We start from the raw sequence: 23478 nt of genomic DNA, 5'->3' as shown, positions 1-23478 counted from the left end.
CTTATGTTAAATAAGACTAAATATAAATAAAATACCCCGAATTTCCAAACCTCCCCCAAAGTTTGCCCGCTTACAGGATTATCTTTGCCGCATGTTGCTGGATGACATATTTCTGTACGACGGCGATCAGTGTATTGATGCGCACGATGTCGGGCGACTGGAATGCCTCGGGATGAGCCGGACCGAAGAAAAGTTATTTGCATATCATATAGATGAATGCCAGAGGTGCCGTCAGTTTGTTGTCGAGTGGCTGGCTCGGAAAGCCGCGTCGAATGGAGCGCCGAAGTCTCGTGCATAAGTTGTTTGGTCGCAGGTTGCCCGGCCTCAAAAATAAATTTCCGCCCCATGCAACCTTTTTCCCCACCGATCCGCACTTGACGTTTTAACACACGAGTATGAACCATACCCACCTGCTGCACGACCCGGACGGGTTCGCGCTGGCGAAAGCCTGTCATTCGGGCGACCGCCAGGCACAGTATGCTTTGTGGGGACGCTTCAAAAACCGAATGTTCGGCGTGTGCCAGCGATTCGCCGCGTCGCGACAAGAAGCCGAGGATTTGTTACAAGAGTCGTTCGTACAGGTATTCCGCGACATCGGGCAATATCGGGGCGAAGGCAGCTTGGAGGGTTGGGTGCGGCGCATCGTGCTGCGCACTGCCATCGAGCATTTGCAAAAACAACGGCTCGATACGGAAATATTAGACGAGGCCGAATTAGCGTGGGCATTGTCGGACGGCGACCAGGCTTTGGGCGACGCTGAACCCGACGAACCGGGACGACTGGTTGCCTTGCTTCAAAAGTTGCCGCCGGGGTTTCGGACTGTGCTGAACCTGTACGTGATCGAGGAGCGCAGCCACGAAGAAATCGCGCGGGAGCTGGGTATCACAGTCAGTACCTCCAAATCTCAACTCAACCGGGCCAAAGCCTTTTTGCGGCGGCTCGTGGACAAAACACTGCTACTGTTATGACACAACCGCCACTTTTCGAGCGCGATGACCTGGAACAACAGCTTCGTTCCGAACTGCGCGACTATGCCCCCGAAGCACCCGACCAGCTTTGGGCAGGTATCGAGGCGCGACTTCCGCAACGTCGCCGCCGTCGCCCGGTATTGTGGTGGTGGCTGTGCGGGGTGGTTACGGCGGGCCTCCTGACAGGGATGGTATATCGTTTTGGCGGCGAAAAGCCTCTCGCCTCGAACATCATGGCAGAAGAGGCACAGCCCATTGCCTTGTTTCCCGCATCATTGATTGATGCAAATGCATCCAGAATTACCACCGAACCGATTGCAACCCAGTCCAATTCTCTTCCTTTGAAAGCGGCAAAGCATGATGTGAATAGCATTGCCGATATTCCATCCCAAGGACAAGTGGCTGTGCCCAGCGTATTGCCGATAATAATGCTCCGTGAAAATGTTGCGTCGCTGGGAAGTCAAACCACTGCTACCCACACCGCACTACCGGTCGTGGCACTTCTTCCTGTTGCGACACTCTCCGCATTGGAGCACGAAAAAAAATTCGATTTGACATTATTTACCCAAGCGCCTCGTATCGAACCTGTGCGCGATCGCCGCTGGGAATTCGGCGCGGTGGCCGGTCCGGTATGGCTGTGGCAACAGGCGGTGACCGGCGCGCCGGGTCATACGAATCATCTGGCATTTGCCGAACAAAGCGAAGGCCCGGCCACCGGCTGGCAGGCGGGGCTGTCTGCCCGTTTTGCCCTGCATCCGCGCTGGCGGTTGAATACCGGTCTTTGGCGGCGGGCCACCACACAGGTTTCCTCGCACACTGCCGAATTGCGCCTGATGGACGGCGTTTGTCTCAATCCTTACGACCCCGGCCCGAAGGTGTATGAATTTCAGTACGCATTGCATTCGAGTGGCAATGAATCCAACCTGACAGTGCGCATCGCCCAGGTGGACACCATGACCACAATGCCTACCGACGAGCCGTTTTTGCTGACCATGCGCACTTCGCGCCAACGCACCGACTGGGTGCTTCCGCTGACGGTGCAACGCACGTTCGGCCGCGGCCGCTGGCAGGGTTTTGTTGAAGGCGGCGGCGCGCTGAATGTTCCGGGCAGCATCGCCGTGCAGGTGGAGCATTTTTCGGAGGCCTGCGCGGATTTGTGCTTTGAGGCCAACCACATGCCGACGCTGACCAGTCAGGAACGCGGTGATGTCTCGTTTTCATGGTTGCTCGGCGCCGGGGTGGATTACCGCTTAGGGCGTCATTGGAGCCTGAGCGTTGCCCCCACACTGTTTGGGCAAAAGGAACAAACCGGTTTGATGCTCAACGGCGGAATTCACTTTCGATTTTGAGTACGCAAGAGATGACAATCGAGCAGAAAATAGATGCTTTTCGATATCGCCTCGTGGGGTGGCTAATGGCTATGCTCCGGGTGTTCGGAGCGGAAGCCCGCGCGAATGATTTATGGCTGGCTAACAGCAGATTCGAGTGCCCAGTGTGCCGCCTGATTCGGGCGATGCGCGTGCAAAACCGGGTCTGGGCACGGCGCTGGTCGGCACTCTGCACCACTTGCCGGGAATGGCCGCGCCGGATTTGCCGCGTTGCCTGGCGCTGTATAGCCGTGGTGCTTCCAGTGGAAATCTTTCAGTCTCAAAGAGCCTTCCTGATTGCGTACCGGATCTGGCAGCCTCAGAAAATCCCGATTTACCTGAGAAAAAAGACGTTGCGGAATTAGCGCGAATGACCGAACGATTCACCCATCTTTTTCATTCACGTTATTTTCCAAAACAATGAATTTCAATTTTTTAAGTAAAATAATGCTCGTCGCCCTACTGCCGTTTGCACCGCAGATGGCGGCTCAGACGACTATCGCGATACCCCCTACGCTGACGGGCGATGTCATTGACCTGACCTTGCAGCACGGGACAATGAACTTTTTTCCGGGGACAGCTACGCAAACCATCGGCTACAACGGCGCACACCTCGGGCCGACCCTTATCCTGCAAAAAGGACAACAGGTGACGCTGAACGTCCACAATCAACTCAGCGACACCACGACGACGCACTGGCACGGCTTGCACGTGGCCGCGATGAACGATGGCAGCCCGCACACGCCCATCATGGCCGACGAAACCTGGTCGCCTTCGTTTACCGTGCTGGACAATGCGGCCACTTACTGGTATCATCCGCACTTGCACGGCAAAACTTTGAAACAGGTGGTGAAAGGCGCCGCCGGGCTGATTATCGTACGCGATGCGGAGGAAGCCGCGTTGAATTTGCCGCGCACCTATGGCGTGGACGATGTGCCGCTTATTTTCCAATGGCAGACCTTCGACAATGCGCAGCAAATCGTGGAAATGGACGAAGCCGACAACGAAGTTCTGGTGAACAGTACCCGAAACGGCTCGCTCGACTTGCCAGCCCAGATGGTGCGCCTGCGCCTGCTCAACGGTTCGAGTCACCGGTATTTTCACTTTGGATTTGCCAATAACCTCGCTTTCAAACAAATCGCTTCGGATGCCGGACTGCTCGACGCGCCGGTGTCTCTAACCCGCCTGACGCTCGGGCCGGGCGAACGCGCCGAAATTCTCGTTGACCTGGGCGGGATGCAAGGCAATACCCTGCAATGGCGGCAGTTCGGCACACAATTGCCCACAGGTTATCCGGGCGGCGCCATGATGATGGGCGGCATGATGGGTCCGAAAGACGATACGGATTTCGATTTACTGACCATTCATGTCGTGGCGCCCACGGCCGATGCTGTGATCGAAATTCCGACGGCGCTGACCACCAATGCGCCCTGGCCGCAGACAGGAGCCTCGACCCGCACTTTCGGCCTGACGGCGCAGCCGATGATGAGCATGACCAATTTTTTCATCAACGGTTCGAAGTTCGACATGGAAACGGTCAATTTTTCGACCGGGCAGGGCAACACCGAAATCTGGAACATCACGAACCAGACCATGATGGCGCATCCCTTTCACGTTCACGGGAATTCCTTTTATGTACTGTCGGTGAACGGCAGCACTCCGCCTTCCAACCTGCGCGGGCGAAAGGATGTGGTGACGGTGCCGCCCATGAACGGATCGGTCAAACTCATTATGCGCTTCGAGGATTTCAGCGACCCGGAAATGCCTTATATGTATCACTGCCATATCCTGAGCCACGAGGACACGGGCATGATGGGGCAGTTTATTGTCAATGCCGCTGCTTCGGGTACGACGGAAAATGCTGCGCAACAGCATATGCAGGTGTCCCCTACCCTGCTGAACACAGGTCAGGAAACCGTCCGTATTTCCGCCGACAGCGATTGGGAACCGGTGCGCGTCGAAGTGTTCGACCAGTTGGGGCGCTTGTTGCTGACGCAGCCGAACGGCACGAACATCCATGCCAACCAGCTTGCTTCGGGGATGAACTTGTTGAAGATTTACACTGTGCGCGGCACGGCGATTTTCAAAATTGTAAAAATAAACTAACCTGCTTTCACTCAACTATTTCACACACAACCAACCGTTTATGAAAAAACTGCTTCTCTCCTGCCTTGCCTTTCTTGCCGTGTGGTCGGTCGCACAGGCCCAGAGCAATCTCGAATTGCATCTTTCGCCGCGCCTCGGCAACGCGCCTTTTGCGCTGAACACGCCCGTTTCCGCCGGTTCGTATGACTACAAAATCACCCGTCTGGAATACTACATTTCCGAAATCAAAATCACCCACGACGGCGGTCAGGAATCGGCCATGACGGACATGTACCTGCTGGTGCGCCCGGCGGTGGACAGCATGTATGACCTCGGCTCGCACCCGGACATCACCAACGTGGAAAGTATCACGTTTTCGGTGGGCGTGGACCAGGCGCACAATCACCTCGACCCGGCTTCTTACCCGGCCAGCCACCCGCTCGCGCCGCAAAATCCGGCCATGCAATGGGGCTGGTCGGCGGGTTACCGCTTCGTGGCCATCGAGGGCGTGGCGGGCAACAACTTCGCCAATATCTTCGAAATCCACGCGCTCGGCGATGCAAACTACAAGACTGTAACGCTCTCCACAGCTGCGGAAACCCACCCGAACGGCGACAAAACCATTCACTTAGTGGCCGACTATTCGCAGGTGCTGAACAGCATCAACGTGTCGGCGGGTCTGATTGTACACGGCTCATCCGGCAAAGCCGTGACGCTGATGAACAACATGAAAAACGTCGTTTTCACCGCCGAGACTTCGGCCACGCTCGACCCGGCGTTTGAGGGCACGTTCAGCGTGTCGCCCAATCCGGCCGTTTCCGGCAAGGCCGTGGCCGCGATGACTTTGCCCGCGGGCTTCGACTACCGCATTTCGCTGACCGATTTGGCGGGCCGCGTGGTGTTGAATCAGCCGGTAGCGACGGGCAGTCAGTCGTTTGCTTTCGACCAGGCCCTTAACGCGGGCGTGTATTTCGTCCACTTGTGGCAGAATGAGCGCCCGGTGGCAGTGGAAAAATTAGTCGTCACGCAGTAAAGAAGTTTTATAGGCAGGGGCGTGCGGCGGATACCCGTGTATCCGCTTGTACGCCCCCCTTTTTCCAATGAAACAAGTCTGCTTCGTCACGATATGTCTGGCAATTGCGCTTGCCGCTTGCCGGAAAGAACTTCCGGAGGTGTCACCTGTGGAGCCTGAGCCGCTGTTGGCCGTACCGCCGGGCTTTCCCAATCCGGCATTTCCGGATGGGAATGAACTGACGCCCGCGCGTTGGGCTTTGGGTAAAAAACTGTTTTACGACCCGGTGATGTCGAGCGACAGCACTCTTTCCTGTGCGTCGTGTCACCACGCTGCCAAAGCGTTCAGCGATACGGTGGCATTCAGTCCCGGCGTGGCCGGCCGGCCGGGTACGCGCAACGCGCCCACGCTGGCGAACATCGGATATCATCCCTATTTCACTCGTGAGGGCGGTGTGCCGACGCTGGAAATGCAAATTCTGGTGCCCATCCAGGAGCACAACGAATTCGATTTCAACATTCTGCTGATTGCGGAGCGACTCTTGCGCGATACGGCATATACCCGCATGAGCCAGGAGGCATACGGCCGCAGCCCGGATGCTTTCATCATTACGCGCTCGATAGCCTGTTTCGAGCGGACCTTCATCAGCGGGCAAAGCCGTTACGACCAATATTTTTTTCAGAAAAAAAACGCGGCGCTTACGGCGACTGAAAAACGCGGCATGGACTTGTTTTTTTCCGAAAAAACCGACTGTTCGCAGTGCCACACGGGGTTCAACATCACGAATTACGCTTTTGAAAACAACGGCCTTTACGCCGATTATCCCGATCCCGGCCGCTTCCGGCTGACTGAACTGGAAAGCGACCGCGCCCGCTTCAAGGTGCCGACACTGCGCAACGCCGCGCTCACCGCGCCGTATATGCACGACGGCTCGCTGCCGACTTTGGAGGCGGTGGTGGAACATTACAATTCGGGAGGGCAGCCGCACCCAAACAAAAGCACGCTGATTCGACCGCTGGCCTTGACAGCCACTGAAAAGGCCGATTTGGTGGCGTTTTTGAACAGCCTGACCGACGAAGCATTCATCAGCAATCCAAAATTTCGTCAAAATTGATTTCACTTTGATATGAAAAAACTACTTCTCCTGATACTTCCGGCCTTGTTCTTTGCCGCCTGCGATTCCAAAGACCCCGTCGAGCCGCCTGCCACCTACGACCCTACGCCCTACAACCTCGATGTGGGCTATTTCCCCGCCCCGGATTTGCCTGCCGACAACAAACTGACGGTGGCCGGCGTGCAACTGGGGCGGATGCTGTTTTACGAGCCGATGTTGTCGAAAGATGGTTCGCAAGCCTGCGCCGACTGCCACAAACAGCCTGATGCGTTTTCGGACATTCGCCAATTCAGCATCGGCGTGGAAGGTTTGCCCGGCAAGCGCCAGGCGATGGCGGTGATGAATTTGGCTTGGCACCACAACGGCTTGTTCTGGGACGGGCGGGCGCCGCACGTGCGCGACCAGGCACTCAAACCCATTCAGGATCCGCTCGAAATGAACGAAACGCTGCCCAACGTGGTGGCCAAACTTTCGGCAGACAAAAAGTACACCGACCAGTTCATCCGCGCCTTTGGCGACGCCACGGTGACTTCCGAGCGCGTGGGACTGGCCTTGGAGCAGTTCATGCTGACGATGGTGTCGAACAACGCCAAATACGACAAGTGGAAAAACGGCCAGGCGACGCTGAGCGACAGCGAAGAGCGGGGCCGGGTGCTGTTTTTCACCGAGTTCGACCCTTTCGGATCGGAGCGCGGGGCCGAGTGCTTTCACTGCCATGCGGGGTTCAATTTTACCAACGATGAATTTATGAACAACGGCCTCGACACCGATGCCGAACAGACTGACGAAGGCCGGCGAAAAGTGACCAACGACCCGCTGGACCAAGCCAAGTTCAAAGTGCCCAGCCTGCGCAACGTGGCGTTGACTCCACCCTATATGCACGACGGGCGTTTCGCGACTTTGGAAGCGGTGATTGACCATTACAACACGGGTGTGAAACAATCGGCCACGATGGACGAACTCTTGCAGTACAACATTCAGCCCGGCGGACTGCAAATGACCGTCCAGGACAAAGCCGATTTGGTGGCTTTTTTGAAAACGCTGACAGATGAGACGTTTCTGACGAATCCGGCGTATCAGAAGCCGGAATAAGTTTGAATTGCGCAGACACTCATGGAGCATTTTTCCCAAAAAAACCTAAGGATTCAACATCTCGCGCAGGCATGACAGAACAATCATTAGCGGCAATCGCTCCATCATGGGAACTATGGCGCCATCTGACCCGGTCGGAGCAAAAGACTCTGCTTCAATCGGCAAGGATTCAATCTTTGCCCCGGTTTCATGTATTGTTCGATGAAGACGAAGAAGGTACGTTTCTCCACGTTTTGATTACAGGAAGATTAAAAGTTTTTAAAACAGCGGATGACGAAAGGCAAGTGGTGTTGTACCTGATGCGCGACGGCGAAACCATAGGTGAGCACCTGATAGACAAGCCGGGAGCGTATGGATATACCGCAGAGTCGATTTCGGACAGCGTTATTCTGCTCCTTCGGTTGGACGCGCTTCGAGAAATTATCCGCCAGAATCTCTCCTTTTGCCGGGGGTTCAACGGTTTGATATTTACGCGTTTGCAAAAAGCCGAAAACCGGATGCTCAATTACCGTTTCAATCGGACAGAAGAACGGGTTTGTTTTTTCCTGAAAGAAATGGTCGAGCATGACTCGCGGAAGCTCGTCACCGGTGAACGGGAAATAAAATTCTTAATGACGCAGGCTTTCATCGGAGACATGGTTTCTGTCTCCCGGCAACAGGTTACGCTGGTGTTGCGCAACCTGGCAAAACGAAGGATTCTAAAATACAATCGGCGGCGGCTGATCATTTTTCGACCGGATTTGCTGTAAGTACCCCAACCCTGAAAGAATTTCCACCACATTGATTTTCAATTTTCCATCACTACTTTTTATGAAAATGACACTACGCCTTACCTTATTGATTGCACTATTATTGTTATGGTGCGCCCCAATCCTAAATGCCCAATGCCAGCCCGACGAGACGGAAGTCCGCCTCATCATTGAAACCGATACTTACGGTTTCGAAACCTTTTGGTCGCTGGCGCCTGCCGGTAATGCCTGCAACCAAACACCCATCGCCACCGGCGGCAATACCAACCAGGTGGGCTGCACCGGCGGCGGCCAGCAGGACGCCACCACCGCTTTCGGTTACAACGACAACGCAACCGTCAATGCCGGGCCGTGGTGCCTGAAAACAGATTCCGCATACACGCTTTACCATGTGGACGACTACGGCGACGGCGGCGCGAAGTTTACGATTATGATTGGCGACTACCCCGTTTATCAGTTCAAAAGCGTGGGGAACGGCGGCCAGTACAATTTCACGGTGACGCTGCCGCTTGCCTACAACGCCGCCTTGTCGAGAATCAGCACCTACGGTTTCAACGACCTGAAACCGACCGCGGTGCATGGCCAGATTTTCAACATGGGCGCTTCGGCGATTGATACCATTGACCTGAGTTATTCGGTGAACGGCGGCGCTCCGTTGACCGAGACGCTGACCGGGCTGAACGTCGAGCCGTTCACATCCGCTCATTTCAGCCTTTCCAATTTGTGGACGCCGACAGACACCGGGTTTTACACACTTCAAGTTTGGCTGAGCAATATCAACGGCAATGCCGACCTGAGCACGGCCAATGACACACTCGGCAAAGCGGTTTATTTCAGGGCGCCCAAGCCGGTGCTGATTGACCAATACCTGACTGATTCCGTGATTATCAAAACGATTGGTGTCGCTGCCGACGGCTTAGACAAGCCCCGCGATCTGGCTTTTGCGCCGACGCCCGCTCCCAACCTTTGGGTGGTGAACAAAAAAACCGAGGCCAGCGGCGGCAGCACGGTCACTTATTTCGATGCAGGGCTGCCGACGCAGGATGCGCAACTGAAAAAAGACCAGAACTCCTGGCATTTCATGTCGCTGCCGACGGGCATCGCATTTAGCTACAATGGCAATTTCGCCACCTCGCCCGGTGTATTAGACGCTAACCATCAAGGCAGTACAGCACATTTCACCGGCCCGGCGCTATGGACGAGTGATTGGTCGGTGTATGCCGAACCCTCCGGCGGCAACGGCAGCCACCTCGATATGCTGCACCAAAGTCCGTTCAGCATGGGCATCGAGTGGGAGGAAGAAAACGTGTTTTGGGTGAACGACGGCTACAATCAGAACATCGCCCGCTATGACTTCGGCGAAGACCACGGCCCCGGCAATGACGACCACTCCGACGGCATCGTGCATCGCTACACGGAAATACAGGTGGACAGGATTGACGACCACATTGCCAATCACCTGGCGCTCGACCGCGAAAGCGGCCTGCTTTACATCGTGGACAACGGAAACAAGCGGGTACTTCGCCTGGATATCCACTCCGGCACCCCAACCGCCAACCTGACGCCCTACGCCGAACCTTTGCACGAATACAAAGCCGTGACTGGCGCCGACTGGTCGGTGTACATTGATAGCCTTAGCAAACCGAGCGGCATCGCGGTCATCGGCGATTATCTGCTGGTGTCGGACTACGGAACCGGCGAAATCATCTTTTACGACCGCAGCGGCGACGAAGGCGTGGAACTGGGCCGATTCGATACCGGTCCGGGCGGCATTATGGGCATTGAAATCGGGCCTGACGGGAAAATCTGGTACGTGAACACCACGCAAAACAAGGTCTATCAATTAGACTACACCCCTTTCACGGTGGCGGCCAACGAACCGGGCAACGAGCCGGTATTTTCGGTGTCGCCCAATCCTACGAGCGGCGCTTTCGAGCTGCGATTTGGCGCCGGGCAGGATATTTCAAACTACCGGCTGCGTGTGATGAACGCTCTGGGGCAACTGGTATCGGACCAACCCGTTTCAGGCTCTTCATCGGTGCGCGTTGATTTGTCCGGTCAGCCAGACGGGTATTATCTCGTACAGATTGCCGACCAGAAAGGCAGCCGTACCGAGCGGGTGTTGCTATCGCGCAGGTAGTCGTCAGCCATATTGCCGACAAGCGATATTTTTTTAAAATTCGATACTGAACAATCCATGTTACATACCTCTTTTTTCAAAAAATACTGCTTGTTGGCCCTCTTGATGTGTGTGCAAGGCGGTTTGTTGGCTCAAACGCCGACCGACGAGCCGCCTTGCCTTTTCGATGCCTTGTTTCCGCCGGGCACATTGCAGGCAGCCGAAGCGCGGATCGGCGCGGCGCTTGGCCAAATGAAGGTAGCCGGTGCGCCCGAAAACAGCAACGACATCAGGATTATCCCCGTGGTGGTACACGTCATCCACAACGGCGGCTCCGAAAATATCAGCAACGCGCAGGTCGAGCGACAAATCGAAATCCTCAATGAAGACTACGGCAAACTGCCCGGCAGTCCGGGCAACGGCACGGGCGTGGACACCCGGGTGCGGTTTTGTTTGGCGAAAACCGACCCGCAAGGGCGCTGCACCGACGGCATCGTGCGGCTGAAAACGACGCTGACCAACCACCAGCCGGTGGACAGGTCAACACTGAAAAATCTGTCGTTTTGGGACAACACCCGCTACCTGAATATGTACGTGGTCAAAAGCATCAGCGGCAACGTGGGCGGTTATTCTTCTTTCCCGTATTCACCGCCCGACGAGGACGGCCTTGTGGTGCGGCACAACCTGTTTGGCGACGACGGAACAGCCGCGGCCTCCGGTGGACGGACGACGACACACGAGGTAGGGCACTGGTTCGGGTTGTACCACACGTTCAACGGCGGCTGCGGTCAGGACACCTGCGCTGACGGCGATTATGTGTGCGATACGCCACCGGTGGCCGACCCCAACTACTCTTGTAACCTGAACGCCAATTCTTGCGGAAACGACAGTCCCAACCTGCCCGACCAGGTGCGCAACTACATGGACTACACGCCCGACGAATGCAAAAATATGTTCACCCAGGGGCAAAAAGACCGCATCACGGCCACGCTCGACACGGTTCGCACGCTCATTTGGTCGCCTGACAATCTGGTCGCCACCGGCTGCGACAGCGCATACGTAGCGCCGCCGGTCTGCCCGGTTGCGGCGGATTTTGTCACGCTGACGCCACAGGTTTGCCTCGGCGGGAAGGTTTATTTCATAGACCGCTCGTTGAACCTGGCGACTTCCTGGCAGTGGTTTTTCCCCGGCGGTACGCCCGCAAGTTCCGTTTTGCAAAACCCGACCGTGACTTACGACAGCCTGGGCATATTTTCCGTCATGCTCGTTGCCGCCAATGCCAACGGCAGCGATACGCTCTTTTTGGAAAATTACATCAACGTCACCGAGCCGGGCATCGGTCAGTCGTTGCCGTTTTCGGCCAACTTCGACGACGGGATGTTCCCGCCGACGGGCACGGAAATCTACAATCCCGACCTCGGCATCACCTGGGAGTTGGACTCGGCGGCAGCCCATTCGGCGCCTTATTCTGCCCGCATTGACAATTTGGTGAACATCAACTACGGCACCCGCGACGAAATCGTACTGCCTTTTCTCGACCTGAGCACATCCAACCCCGATTCGGCGCTGTTGCTGACCTTTTGGTGGGCTTACGCTCGATCCGATCCGAATTATTCGGACGAACTTATCGTGCAGATTTCCAAAGACTGCGGGGTGAATTACACCAACATCCTGACCAAATCGGGTAACGCGCTCGTGACTGGCCCGACACAGACCACACCGTTCATTCCCACCGCAGCGCAATGGAAGAAAGCGACGGTCAACCTTTTCCAGTACAAAACCGAGCAGTACGTAAAAATCCGTTTCGTGAACGTGACGGACGGCGGCAACCGGCTGTATCTCGACGATATCCAAATCAACGGCGGCTTGGTGACGGCCACCGGCGAGCCGGGTCAATACGGATTGCCGCTGCGCTTGTTTCCGAATCCGGCCTTTGACCGCGTGCAAGTGCGGGCAGACGGAGGCTGGGACGAGCCGATGCACATTCGCGTATATGACAACCTGGGCCGGTTGCTGCGCGATTACGGCGCTTCCGCTGCCGGTACACTCGACTTGACGGGGCTGCCCAACGGATTGCTTTTCGTAAAAATAGAATCCGCAGGGCGCATAGCGTCCTTTCGGTTGATGAAAGAAAAATAACGGATATGGAAGATTTTCCAAACTATCACCCCATGATTGTCCACTTCCCGATTGTGTTGCTGTTGCTGGCAGCGGTGATGCAATTGGCGGGCTTTTTTGTGAAAAACAAGGGGTTTCACTACACAATTCTGGCGTTGGCGGTGCTGGGCTACGCCTCGGCCTATTTTGCCGCCGCATGGCGGCATCCGCAAATCGAGCGGGAAGCGGTGAGCGCGGCGGTGTTGGCAATTTTTGACGAGCACCAACTCTATGCGCGTTGGTCGGTGTATCTGGGCGGTGCGGGAGCGGTGCTGAAAGGCATCGAACTTTATTTTCGGCAGCGATTCTTTTTGGCTGCATTGACCGCATTGGCATTACTTGGCGCAGCGGCGGCAGTCGCGATTTCGGGACATCACGGTGCGGAGTTGGTACATAAATACGGGGTGGGGCCGAAGGGGGAATTTTTGAAAAAGAAGCCGGTTGGCGCTGCCCAGGCGGTGGTTTACGACAATCCGAATGCGGTCGAAAATGACACCACGCCCAAAAGCATCAAAGCGATGACCGTCGGAAAAATCGGGGCCGTCACCGTCACCATTCAGTATTCCTCCCCCAAAGTGCGCGGGCGGGCGATTTGGGGCGATTTGGTGCCGTTTGAAAAAGTGTGGGTCACGGGCGCGAACAATGCCACCTCCATCGAATTTGACCGCGCCGTGGAAGTGGCCGGCACGGTGATTCCGGCGGGCAAGTATGCCTTTTTTACCATTCCCGGAAAGGAAACCTGGACGCTGATTTTGAACAAGAACTGGGAACAACACCTTGCGGACGAGTACGACCCGAAAGACGACGTGGTGCGCACGGAGGTCAAGCCCGAACCCGCTCCGCACACGGAACGATTGCAATATTTTGTGGACTCGCCGATGGGTGATGCTGCCGAGGGCGGCGTTTCGATGGCTTGGGATACTTTGAAAATTCGGATGGCGGTGAAGGTTAAGTTTTGAATTCTGTTTTCCGACCTGCAGACGCATTGCGACGCGCTGTGCAAATTCGGCGACAGCCACCACATCATGCATAAAATAGCAAAAAAGCCATGACAATCAAACCGTTACTCGTTCCAATGCTCGCCGCTGCCCTTCTCGCTTTGGCGAACTTCTCCCCTCCCCCACCCGGCCCTTGCGACTCGCCTTTGGTGGGCGGGCACACCGGCGCGCCGGGCGAAACCAGTTGCACGGGCTGTCACGGCGGCACGGCCAATACCGGCCCCGGCAGCCTGACGCTCACGCTCAGCGACACCACGTTGATGTATTCGCCCGGCGAAACGTTTGACGCGACCGTCGTGATGAAACAAGTCGGGCGCGACAAGTTCGGGTTCGTCGGGCTGGCGTTGAAAGATGCGGGCAACACGACCATCGGCACGTTCACGATTGACGACATGGTACGCACCCGGACTTTCAACGACGGCTCGCGCAAATATGTGTCGCACACGCCCTGCGGCGCAGACGCCACACCGCCCGACAGTCTTTCGTGGACATTTCACTGGAAAGCGCCCGCAACCAACGTGGGCAACATCACCCTGTACCTCGCAGGGTTGGCTGCCAACCACAACCACGCCCTGAGCGGCGACGACACCTACACGCTGACGGTGCATCTTGTGCCGGACACCATTCTCTTGGATGCGAAAGAGCCTGTCGCGGCGAATCGCCTTCGACTTTGGCCGAATCCGGCTTCCGATGTGGTTTACTTCGCCCTCGAAGGCGCCGACAGCGGGCAAACGATTCACCAAGCCGAAATCTGGTCGGCAGCCGAGATGGTGTGCATTACCGACCTTACGGAAAATAAATTGACGGTAGCAGGCCTGGATGCGGGCGTTTACCGGCTGCTTTTGCGCGATGAGGATGGAGCGGTCATTGGGCAGACGAATTTTGTGAAACTATAAACCTGTTCTTTTCATGCGCCACACCCGTCAATACTACCTCCGCCGATTGCACCGCTACATGGGCGTGACCATTGGGATTCAATTTTTGCTTTGGACTATCGGGGGGCTGTATTTCAGTTGGTCGGACATGGACGAGATACACGGCGATTATCAGCGCCGGCCGGCGCCGCTGCTAGTGCCGGATACGGCAGACTGGGTATCGCCCTCGGTGGTCGTGCAGAACCTGCGAGCAGCGGGTGAAAGCCCCGACAGCATCCTCAGTCTGCGCTTGGTCCCGGTGCTGGACGCGGTGTGCTGGCAGGTGGTTTTTTTTGAAAAAAATGCCCGCCACCGGCATCCGCGAAAAGTGCGGCTTGCCGATGCCAAAACCGGCGCACTGCGCCGGGCCTTGTCGAAAGAAGAAGCGGTGGAAGTTGCGGCCCGGCAATTCAACGGCACACCGACTTTGCTATCGGCGGTGTACCTCGATGAAATGCCTCCCGACCACGAATACCGGGAAAATGCCTTGCCCGCCTGGGCCGTCACTTTCGAACATTCTTCCAAAACCGTTGTGTATGTCGCTGCCGAATTGGGCACGGTGGAAAAATTCCGCAACGAAAAATGGCGGTGGTTCGATTGGCTCTGGATGCTGCACGTGATGGACTACGAAAGCCGCGACCACATCGGCAATTGGCTGTTGCGGGTATTTTCAGTGCTGGGGCTGTTGACCATTTGTTCGGGTTTTGCGTTGTTTATGGTTACTTCACCAACACTACGCAAATTGTATAAGTGATGAAATTGACGGAGCGAGCCAGTAAGTTGTTCCAACAACAATTAGAAAACGATCAACTCAATCGCAATTTCAGAGGGGAAGCGGCTGAGATTATCAACGGTTTTTTACAAAATGAGGAGAAGGTTAGCCCCGATGATTTGGTGTTTATTGGCTCTTTTTTGAGGAACAGTGATTGGCACCAGAAACACCTGTTTGGTGTACAAACTAAAAAATTATCCAATGTGGTTTTTGATCACTATTACCCTCGCATTATCGGGGGTCGGTTTTATCACTTCACTACTTTTTATCACTTCACTAATATCATTGGATCGAAGGAGTTGTGGCTTTTTAACCTACTGAAACGAAAAAGCGCCGAGTATTTTCGGCCTTTTTACGAAGATCACGGCCTGCGTGGTTATGACGAAAAGCATGACGGGAACGGCAAGCCATTTTGGGAAAAAATCATGCAAGAAACTTTTTACGCCTCTTTTGCCGACCCAAGGATTCTTTCCGAGCAAACAGAAGCCACTCTTTGGCGAGGATTTGCTGAAAAAGGATTTGGAGTGCGGCTTGAATTTGAAATTACCCCTAATATTCCCGATTTCCGGGTGGTTTATTACCGTAAAGAGTCGTTGTTACCTAAAAAATTAGTGATGAATCAGATTTGTGGGGCGATTATGGAAAGGTTTGGCCGCACATTTACTGTTTCCGGTATCTCGAAAATGGGAGCCTTTTACGTAGATGGCGACTTTGAAGATGAAAGCGAGGTTCGTCTTGTCATCAAAGCAAACACCGATGACTACCCGTTTCGATTTGAGCCTAAGCAATACAAAGGAAGCGTAACATTCATCCGACTACCCTTTCGGAATAAATATGCGCGCATCCGACTGGCAAGCATTCAACCGGGTATTTACAGACCCAAAAAAGATGTAGAACAAGTCATATTGAATTACAAAAGCCGCCCAAAACCAATTGTTTTAAATAACAGCATTTTAATCTAACGACATGAAAATCACATTCATACTCTACCTCTTTTTCGGGTACATTGTCAGTATTTCCGCCCAAACCCTCACCGGCACAGTCACCGACTCCAACGGCGCACCCGTGGCCAATGCCCGTGTGACCATTTTTCTCAACGATACTTCCATGTTCCGGGAGGCTCGTACCGATGCCAACGGGGTTTATCTTTTTGAAAATCTCGACCCGTATTATTTCTTTTTCAACGTGGCTGTGCGCGGCTTCGAACTTTTCCAAAACGCCACGACGGGCATCGTCGGCACGGTCATCCATGATGCGCAATTAGAACCCGAAACGCATCCCGGCCAGTGGACGACGATCATGAATTCACCCGAACCGCTCGGCGGCACCGACCTCGGCGTTCTGCTGCCCGACGGCAGTATTTATTACTGTCACAATACCAAAGACCCTTTCGTATTCGACCCCGCACTCGACGATATGCTTGCCATTCCGGGCGATATGCAGGTGCAGGGTTGTGCTGCCTCCAAACTGCTTTGGAACAACAAGGTCATCATGGCGGGCGGCACGGACCAGGAAATTTACGGACCCGGTACGCGGAAAATCAAACAGTTCGGCCTCGCCACGCAAACCTGGCAGTCCTTGCCGCTCATGCTCGACTACCGCTGGTATCCCGCCATGACCCAACTGGCCGACGGGCGGCTGCTCATCGTAGGCGGAGGCGGGCTGAACAACCCCGTCCGGGTGAAAACCTCCGAACTCTACGACCCTATCGCCGGCACGACCGAATGGGCCGACACGGTGGCCATCGGCATGGAGCAATCGCCCATCCTGACGCTTTACAGCGGCAAAGCCCTGATGACGTTCCGCCCGCCGCAACTGTTCGACCCGGTCACTGAGCAATGGGATTTGGCTGCCGATTTTGTGCAGGGAAACCGGATGCCCAACGGCGACCATGTGGATCACGAACTGGTGCATCTACCGGAAGACGAGGTGATCGCCATAGGCTTTAAACCCTTCCCCGCTGGCAGTGGCGGCAACCTTGTGGAGCGTTACGACCCCATCGCCGACGCATGGGCTTTAGGAGCCGATTTCGACCCGCTCCGTTCGCGCTCCGAAACGGTGCTGACCCCTGACCGCCGCATCCTTGTGCTCGCTGGGGCCAAAGAAGACCCCGCCCACCCTGCGCCCGTGAACCAATGGGGCTACATGGACCTGACCGACCAATACGACCCCTATGCCGACACCTGGCGGCGGCTCGCGCCGATGCCCCGCAAGCGGGAGTACCATGCGCTGGCCATTCTTGTGCCCGACGGTCGCGTGATAGTCGTGGGAGGCGAAGGCGAACCCGGCAACGAGCCGCCGTTGAGCGTCATCGACGCTTATGAGCCGCCGTACCTGTTCCGGGGCGTGCGTCCGCAAATCCTGAACCTGGCAAAAAGCGATTACCGGCGCGGCGAGACGATACACTTCGACGTGGCGCGCACCAACGCACCCACTTCGGTGGTTTTGCAAAGTATGCAGGCCGTCACCCACATGATGAACTGTGGGGAAAATCGTTTTCTCGATTTAAATTTTTCGGTTGAAAATCAAGCCATTAGCGCAGAAATCCCCGACGATTCCCTGAAAGCCTTGCCGGGCTGGTATTTGCTCTGGGCGATGGTGGACGACATTCCATCGGTGGCGAAAATTGTGCGGATTCTGCCGGGGAAAGCAGCGGTTTCGGTCAAAAACCCGGCATTCGAGCCGGCGCTTTCCGTTTTTCCCAACCCGGCGAGCCGGGAGATTTTCCTGCAAACAACCTTTTCGGGAGAGGAACGTATCCGATCGGTTTCGATGGCGGATGTGTCGGGCCGAATCGTCGGCTTTTGGTCGGGCGGCCTCGCGCCGGATGCCGATGGGCGCCTGCGGCTGGCTTTGCCCGACTGCCCGACAGGGGTTTATTTTTTGAAAATGGAAACGGGGCGAAGGGTGTTGGTGCGGCAGTTTGTCAAAAAATGAGTTCAGCCAAGAAATGCTCGAAAAATTGATTTCCCAAAGGCGACAACTCACGCTTTTCCTCGAAGGGCAGGAAGCCGAGGCCGTCGAAAACGTGCAGCGGGCATTCGACCCGCACCTCTGAAATCCGAACTTCAAATCGAGATGTCCCCCGTGTTGTGCGCGCACAGCACGGGGGATTTTATTTTTTATAAATTTTTTTCAGGCTCGTGCAGCTTTTCTTTTTCAACGCCCGCACTTCTCCTTTTAGAAAATTGAACGCATTAGACGCAAATCCGCCGAGCACCGACATGGTATTGGCCGCCGCTTGCTGTGCAGGCGAACGGTACGCTCAGCGTATGTTGTGGGAGCGGTACAGCAGAAGGATGTTCGGTGTGTGTCTGCGATTTGCCAATTCGCCAACGGAAGCGGAGGACCTGTTGCAAGAAGGCTTCGTGCAGGTATTTCAAAACATCTGCAAATACCGGGGCGAGGGCAGTTTGGAAGGTTGGATACGGCGAATCGTGGTGCGCACAGCGCTGGAACAATTGCAAAAACAGCGACAACTGCCCGAAACGCTGAATTTGGACGTACTGGAAGGTTTCGAATTTGAAAGCATGGATGAATCGGACACGGAACTGCCCGAACGATTGCTGCGGCTGCTCCAACAAATGCCCCCGGGTTTCCGCAGCGTGCTCAATTTGTACGTCCTGGAAGACCACAGCCATGAAGAAATCGCCCGCGAATTGGGCATCACCGTAAGCACCTCAAAATCCCAGCTGATTCGGGCAAAAACCTATCTGCGAAAGCTGTTGAACAAAACATTGATGTTGATATGACAAACCGTTCTGCTCACTTTGACGAAATAGAACGCCTGCTCCGGGAAGCACTTGGCGACTATGCGCCACCCGCCCCGGAACGGGTGTGGAAGCGCGTCGAGGCACGGTTGTCCAAGCGCCGCCGCCCGGTGATTTGGTGGTGGCTGGCGGGCATGGGACTGGCAGTTTTGCTTGGCGGGTTGGCTATGCGGAAAATGCAGGGGGACAAACCTACCGTCGCTGCGCCACAAGCAGCTGCACCGGTTGTGGGCAGCAGCGTGAACGCCTTTGAAAATACAGTGGCGAATGCCGCCCTCTTGCCCGGCGGCGATGTTCCTGTCCGTCAAATGCCGACAGACGATGCACTGCCAATGCGAAAACACAGCGTGTTGCAAAAACAGGCAACACAAACAAGCCCCGAGCAGGTGTTTCAGCTGATTACCCCGATAAACGCTGTGGTTGCCGACTCGGGCCAAGTTATGGCCGATTCTTTCGACACATCGGATGTCATCGTTTTGTCTCCATTGCCTACGCTGCCACCACCACAATTGGCAATTGCGCAAAGGATAGAGTCTCTTTCATCTTTGACAGTTGAAATACCACGCCGCGCCCGTTCGAACCAATGGTCGGTCGGGTTGCACATAGCCCCGGTGTGGCAGTGGCAGAAATTAGCCGGAATGAATCAGACCGGGCACATCCCGGTTGCCGAACACACACAAAACCCGGCAACGGGCCTGCAATCGGGCATTTCAATAGCTTATCAACTGAATCCGCGCTGGCGTGTAGAATCTGGTCTCTGGCAACAGACTACCACCCACATCTATTCCGATATCGCCACATTGCGCCTTATGGACGGCATCAACCTCAACCCGAACGACCCTGGCGCGAAACAATACGAATTCCGGTACGCACTTCCTTCAAACGGGGGGATTCCCACAGAGGTGGTTTTGCTTATGGAAGAGGTGGACCCCACTTCGCACATACCCAACGACGAGCCCTTTGTGGTGACCATGCAAACCAGGCTCCGCAGTACTGAATGGCTCGTACCGCTCAGCATGCAAAGGCTTTTGGGATATGGCCGCTGGAAAAGCACCTTGCGCGGTGGCGCAATGTTGGGCTTCTCAGGTCGCGCGAATGCACAAGTGAAGCAATTCTCCAAAGCGCATACGGGCTTGTATTTCCCGGACGGGCACATACCGGTGGTGACGATAGTTGACTACAACAAGATGGCGTTGCACTACTTGTTCGGAGCAGGAATAGAGTACCGGCTTGCGCCGCGTTGGCGACTGTCTTTTGAACAGTTGCTGACCGGGAGAAGGGGGCAAACTTCGATTTCTGCCAGCGCCGGATTGTTTTATCATTTTTAATAGGCCTCCCTGCTCCAACACAGTTTTTTTAATCCCTTACACACATTCTTTTCCTCCAACCCGTATTTTAACTTTTAAACTCATGACAATGAATCAAACTTATCCGCTGCATGGTCCTACTAATGGGGTCGAGGTTTCCGAGATTCACGTGAATCACCCCTTGAAACAGCACCTAAACGGCTCAACCAAGAACCCCGTCAAAACTTTTTGCGACAAGGCGCTCTTTGGCAAGGAAGATTCCGACCGGCACATCATTTCCATTTTCGCCATTGCATTGGCGTCGAGGGGTAAAACTTTTGTGGAACTCGGGGTAAGAGAAGGGCACACCACCCAACCGTTGCTGACGGCAGCCGAAATGAATAAAGGGCATTTGTGGTCTGTTGATTTGAATCCGCCGACGGAATTTGTCCCTGATTCCGGCCATTACACATTCTGCCAGCAGGACACTATCGAATTTCTCGAAACCTGGGATGAGCGGAAAAAAATTGACGTTATCTTCATTGACGACTGGCATTCCTATCCTCATGTAAAAAAGGAGTTGGAGATTCTCGACCGGTTAATCGGCCCAAGCAGCGTGGTGTTGCTGCACGATTTGATGTACGGAAACACGGACCCGTTTTATCATACGGATTTGACCCTCAAAGATGGCCAGTGGGCCAAAGGCGGGCCGTACAGGGCTGTTGCCGAATTGGACCCGCAGTTTTGGGAATGGTCAACGTTGCCCTGGAACAACGGGCTTACCATTTTAAGAAAAAAATACAGCAACAAGTACCACAGCAGGTAATCCTGATTCCTGCCCCTTCTTTTTTCAAACGCTCAAATGATGCGGACATGACGTTGCTGCAAATGCTTCGGCGGATTCCTTTTGTCAATTCGAAACTGGCGATTCTGCATCCGAGGCTGGACGATATACTGCTCAGTTTTTTTGGCAAAAATGACCCTGTTGTGTTTTTCGACATAGGCGCCAACACGGGTCAAACGATTGATTACATCAGCAAACTTTTTCCCAATGCTTCCATTTTTTCTTTTGAACCGACTCCGAACATTTTCAGGGAATTGTACGAAAAGTACGAGGGCACGAGAAATGTCTATCTGTTCGATATCGCTTTGGCCGAATCGAACGGGAGACTGTATTTCCATACCTCTGATTTTTCTTCAACCAATTCTTGTCTCCAACCGAACGACGCGCTCTACGGCGGATGTTATCCCGAAATCAAAGAGGCGTTGGCAGAGACCAAAACGATTCAGGTGGACTCTTTGACCTTGGACAGCTGGTATGCCGAATACTTTACCGACAGCGAGGAAGTTCACATCGTGAAAATAGACGTTCAGGGATTCGAGTACAACGTGCTGCAAGGCGGGCTGCAAACGCTGAGAGAAAAAGTTAAGGTGCTGTATCTGGAAGTGCAATACCTCGAATTCTACAAAAATGCCGTGCCTTTTTACAAGATTTTCGAACTGCTGTACGAAAATGGCTTCTATCAATACTGCCACATCGGCGCAAGCAAAAGAAACAAAATTCAAATGGTGGAATCAGACGTGCTGTTTGTCAACAGCAAGTTTTTTAAGCCGGGTGGATGATCAGGTTGCAAGAGCAATTCAGGTTTTGCACCTAAACTATCGGTAAATCATCCCCCGTGTCGGCTTCATTCTGCCGTACTACCCCTTTCAATTGATTGGTCAACGCCAAAACACCGCTCTGTGGTCATCGCCACAGGTGGGTTGTCCTTTGCCTTTGCCGCAGGGAGGCTTGGCCATATTTGAAAATCGCTTTACAGCAGATGAACTGCAAAAAGACATAAAAAATGTCCGAAACCGTTGCCACAAGCCGCTATCTGGCTATTGATTTTTTTCGAGGCCTTACCATCGCACTGATGATAATCGTCAACACGCCCGGCGATTGGGAGCATGTGTTTGCACCACTGCGTCATGCCGAATGGCACGGCTGCACATTGGCGGATTGGATATTCCCTTTTTTCCTGTACATCGTGGGGGTGTCGGCGTGGTTTTCTTTTGAAAAATACCACCAAAAACTGTCGCCCGCTCTTGCACGGAAAATACTTCGTAGAGCGGGGCTGATTTTCCTTATCGGGGTGGCACTGAATGCTTATCCGTTTGTGCATACCAACTGGCCGGAATTGCGCATCATGGGCGTGATGCAGCGCATCGGACTTGCCTACGGACTGGCGGCTTTCCTCTGCTTGTCGCTGAACAAAAAGCAACTGGTCATCGCAAGTGGGCTGCTGCTCGTCGGGTACTGGGCGGCGTTATGGTTCGGCGGCACGGGAGACCCTTATTCGATTGAGACAAATCTGGTGCGGCAAATCGACCTCGCGGTGCTCGGCGCGGCCCACCTTAATCACGGCATCAGTATTCCGTTCGAGTCGGAGGGATTGTTGAGCACCTTGCCAGCCGTCGTCACGGTCATCATCGGGTATCTCACGGGTGGATTGATCGCGGATAAAAAGCAGGACAAAAAACGCCTGGTGTCCGATTTTTTGAAATACGGACTGGCGCTTACCGCCACCGGATTGCCGTGGGGCGCGGTTTTCCCCATTATCAAACTGCTTTGGACGAGCTCTTTCGTGCTATACACCGCAGGGTTGGCCATGATTTTTCTGGCCTTTTGCATCTGGGCGCTCGATGTCCGGGGCTGGCAGACGATTGCCCGGCCGTTTCTGGTTTTTGGGGCAAACCCATTGTTCGCCTACGTGCTTTCGAGTGTAGCGGCCAGAAGCATGCTGCCGCTAAAATACACCGACCCGGCTGGCAAAACCCGCAACGCGATGTACTGGATTTATGAAAAGATGTTTTACCCCGTCGCTGGCGCCGAACTTGGCTCGTTGCTGTTCGCGCTGAGCTTTACGGCGGTGATTTGGTTGGTGTGCCGGGAGCTTTGGAGGCGAAAGATTTTTGTCAAGATTTAGAAACCGTCTGAAAACCCCCACCGGGCGATAAGGCGCATCTTTTGCCGTCATGCAGCGGCTATTTTTTCGGCAATAGGACAAGACTATTCCCTTAAAAATGAGCCTT

Annotated in this window: 20 protein-coding genes; all 20 read left to right on the top strand. The window is 54.7% G+C overall.

Annotation, left to right across the window (positions count from 1 at the left end):
- Window positions 1-395: 395 nt before the first annotated feature.
- The 20 genes from KIS77_22980 to KIS77_22885 all read left to right on the top strand — a co-directional run bounded on the left by KIS77_22980 (window position 396) and on the right by KIS77_22885 (window position 23372).
- Entirely contained in the window at window positions 396-968 is a 573-nt protein-coding gene (locus tag KIS77_22980) for an RNA polymerase sigma factor (protein MCW5925200.1), read from the top strand.
- Window positions 965-2317, top strand: a complete 1353-nt coding sequence (locus KIS77_22975) for a hypothetical protein (GenBank protein MCW5925199.1) — start codon at window positions 965-967, stop codon at window positions 2315-2317. The genes KIS77_22980 and KIS77_22975 overlap by 4 nt, the downstream gene beginning before the upstream one ends.
- Before the next feature lie 11 nt (window positions 2318-2328).
- Window positions 2329-2700 carry a hypothetical protein gene (locus KIS77_22970; protein MCW5925198.1) on the top strand — a complete coding sequence of 124 codons (372 nt, stop codon included), beginning with the start codon at window positions 2329-2331 and terminating at the stop codon, window positions 2698-2700.
- 82 nt (window positions 2701-2782) lie between these two features.
- Entirely contained in the window at window positions 2783-4441 is a 1659-nt protein-coding gene (locus KIS77_22965; GenBank protein MCW5925197.1) for a multicopper oxidase domain-containing protein, read from the top strand.
- Window positions 4442-4481: 40 nt separating this feature from the next.
- Window positions 4482-5453: a T9SS type A sorting domain-containing protein gene (locus KIS77_22960; protein MCW5925196.1), complete on the top strand. Its 972-nt coding sequence runs from the start codon at window positions 4482-4484 to the stop codon at window positions 5451-5453.
- A 67-nt stretch (window positions 5454-5520) separates the two neighbouring features.
- Window positions 5521-6546, top strand: coding sequence for a c-type cytochrome (locus tag KIS77_22955; GenBank protein MCW5925195.1), 1026 nt, complete (start codon window positions 5521-5523; stop codon window positions 6544-6546).
- Window positions 6547-6558: 12 nt separating this feature from the next.
- Window positions 6559-7638: a c-type cytochrome gene (locus tag KIS77_22950; GenBank protein MCW5925194.1), complete on the top strand. Its 1080-nt coding sequence runs from the start codon at window positions 6559-6561 to the stop codon at window positions 7636-7638.
- A gap of 71 nt (window positions 7639-7709) precedes the next feature.
- A complete protein-coding gene (locus KIS77_22945) occupies window positions 7710-8387 on the top strand; it encodes a Crp/Fnr family transcriptional regulator (GenBank protein ID MCW5925193.1) in 678 nt (225 codons plus the stop codon).
- A 61-nt stretch (window positions 8388-8448) separates the two neighbouring features.
- Complete coding sequence (locus KIS77_22940) at window positions 8449-10527, top strand: T9SS type A sorting domain-containing protein (GenBank protein ID MCW5925192.1); 2079 nt, start codon at window positions 8449-8451, stop codon at window positions 10525-10527.
- A gap of 57 nt (window positions 10528-10584) precedes the next feature.
- A complete protein-coding gene (locus KIS77_22935) occupies window positions 10585-12645 on the top strand; it encodes a T9SS type A sorting domain-containing protein (protein MCW5925191.1) in 2061 nt (686 codons plus the stop codon).
- A gap of 5 nt (window positions 12646-12650) precedes the next feature.
- Window positions 12651-13622, top strand: coding sequence for a DUF2911 domain-containing protein (locus KIS77_22930; GenBank protein ID MCW5925190.1), 972 nt, complete (start codon window positions 12651-12653; stop codon window positions 13620-13622).
- 89 nt (window positions 13623-13711) lie between these two features.
- Complete coding sequence (locus KIS77_22925; protein MCW5925189.1) at window positions 13712-14557, top strand: hypothetical protein; 846 nt, start codon at window positions 13712-13714, stop codon at window positions 14555-14557.
- A 13-nt stretch (window positions 14558-14570) separates the two neighbouring features.
- Window positions 14571-15329 carry a PepSY domain-containing protein gene (locus KIS77_22920; protein MCW5925188.1) on the top strand — a complete coding sequence of 253 codons (759 nt, stop codon included), beginning with the start codon at window positions 14571-14573 and terminating at the stop codon, window positions 15327-15329.
- Window positions 15329-16309 carry a hypothetical protein gene (locus KIS77_22915; protein ID MCW5925187.1) on the top strand — a complete coding sequence of 327 codons (981 nt, stop codon included), beginning with the start codon at window positions 15329-15331 and terminating at the stop codon, window positions 16307-16309. Before KIS77_22920 ends, KIS77_22915 begins: the two co-directional genes overlap by 1 nt.
- Before the next feature lie 4 nt (window positions 16310-16313).
- Complete coding sequence (locus KIS77_22910; protein ID MCW5925186.1) at window positions 16314-18284, top strand: DUF1929 domain-containing protein; 1971 nt, start codon at window positions 16314-16316, stop codon at window positions 18282-18284.
- 251 nt (window positions 18285-18535) lie between these two features.
- Window positions 18536-19099, top strand: coding sequence for an RNA polymerase sigma factor (locus KIS77_22905; protein MCW5925185.1), 564 nt, complete (start codon window positions 18536-18538; stop codon window positions 19097-19099).
- Window positions 19096-20445 carry a hypothetical protein gene (locus tag KIS77_22900; protein ID MCW5925184.1) on the top strand — a complete coding sequence of 450 codons (1350 nt, stop codon included), beginning with the start codon at window positions 19096-19098 and terminating at the stop codon, window positions 20443-20445. Before KIS77_22905 ends, KIS77_22900 begins: the two co-directional genes overlap by 4 nt.
- A gap of 160 nt (window positions 20446-20605) precedes the next feature.
- Entirely contained in the window at window positions 20606-21229 is a 624-nt protein-coding gene (locus KIS77_22895) for a class I SAM-dependent methyltransferase (protein MCW5925183.1), read from the top strand.
- Window positions 21230-21276: 47 nt separating this feature from the next.
- Window positions 21277-22026 (top strand): FkbM family methyltransferase, encoded by a 750-nt coding sequence (locus KIS77_22890; protein MCW5925182.1) that lies wholly within the window; start codon window positions 21277-21279, stop codon window positions 22024-22026.
- A 224-nt stretch (window positions 22027-22250) separates the two neighbouring features.
- Window positions 22251-23372, top strand: a complete 1122-nt coding sequence (locus tag KIS77_22885; GenBank protein MCW5925181.1) for a DUF1624 domain-containing protein — start codon at window positions 22251-22253, stop codon at window positions 23370-23372.
- The last annotated feature ends 106 nt before the right edge of the window (window positions 23373-23478 follow it).

The organism is Saprospiraceae bacterium, from assembly GCA_026129545.1.
Taxonomy (GTDB): Bacteria; Bacteroidota; Bacteroidia; order Chitinophagales; family Saprospiraceae; genus M3007.
This window is presented reverse-complemented; position numbering and strand designations above follow the sequence as displayed.

Excerpts from the sequence above, each read along its gene's own strand:
- KIS77_22970 (MCW5925198.1), top strand. The coding sequence starts at position 2,329 with ATGACAATCGAGCAGAAAATAGATGCTTTTCGATATCGCCTCGTGGGG.
- KIS77_22935 (MCW5925191.1), top strand. The coding sequence starts at position 10,585 with ATGTTACATACCTCTTTTTTCAAAAAATACTGCTTGTTGGCCCTCTTG.
- KIS77_22945 (MCW5925193.1), top strand. The coding sequence starts at position 7,710 with ATGACAGAACAATCATTAGCGGCAATCGCTCCATCATGGGAACTATGG.
- KIS77_22975 (MCW5925199.1), top strand. The coding sequence starts at position 965 with ATGACACAACCGCCACTTTTCGAGCGCGATGACCTGGAACAACAGCTT.
- KIS77_22980 (MCW5925200.1), top strand. The coding sequence starts at position 396 with ATGAACCATACCCACCTGCTGCACGACCCGGACGGGTTCGCGCTGGCG.
- KIS77_22885 (MCW5925181.1), top strand. The coding sequence starts at position 22,251 with ATGTCCGAAACCGTTGCCACAAGCCGCTATCTGGCTATTGATTTTTTT.
- KIS77_22920 (MCW5925188.1), top strand. The coding sequence starts at position 14,571 with ATGCGCCACACCCGTCAATACTACCTCCGCCGATTGCACCGCTACATG.
- KIS77_22940 (MCW5925192.1), top strand. The coding sequence starts at position 8,449 with ATGAAAATGACACTACGCCTTACCTTATTGATTGCACTATTATTGTTA.
- KIS77_22930 (MCW5925190.1), top strand. The coding sequence starts at position 12,651 with ATGGAAGATTTTCCAAACTATCACCCCATGATTGTCCACTTCCCGATT.
- KIS77_22915 (MCW5925187.1), top strand. The coding sequence starts at position 15,329 with ATGAAATTGACGGAGCGAGCCAGTAAGTTGTTCCAACAACAATTAGAA.
- KIS77_22900 (MCW5925184.1), top strand. The coding sequence starts at position 19,096 with ATGACAAACCGTTCTGCTCACTTTGACGAAATAGAACGCCTGCTCCGG.
- KIS77_22925 (MCW5925189.1), top strand. The coding sequence starts at position 13,712 with ATGACAATCAAACCGTTACTCGTTCCAATGCTCGCCGCTGCCCTTCTC.
- KIS77_22960 (MCW5925196.1), top strand. The coding sequence starts at position 4,482 with ATGAAAAAACTGCTTCTCTCCTGCCTTGCCTTTCTTGCCGTGTGGTCG.
- KIS77_22890 (MCW5925182.1), top strand. The coding sequence starts at position 21,277 with ATGACGTTGCTGCAAATGCTTCGGCGGATTCCTTTTGTCAATTCGAAA.
- KIS77_22955 (MCW5925195.1), top strand. The coding sequence starts at position 5,521 with ATGAAACAAGTCTGCTTCGTCACGATATGTCTGGCAATTGCGCTTGCC.
- KIS77_22950 (MCW5925194.1), top strand. The coding sequence starts at position 6,559 with ATGAAAAAACTACTTCTCCTGATACTTCCGGCCTTGTTCTTTGCCGCC.
- KIS77_22910 (MCW5925186.1), top strand. The coding sequence starts at position 16,314 with ATGAAAATCACATTCATACTCTACCTCTTTTTCGGGTACATTGTCAGT.
- KIS77_22965 (MCW5925197.1), top strand. The coding sequence starts at position 2,783 with ATGCTCGTCGCCCTACTGCCGTTTGCACCGCAGATGGCGGCTCAGACG.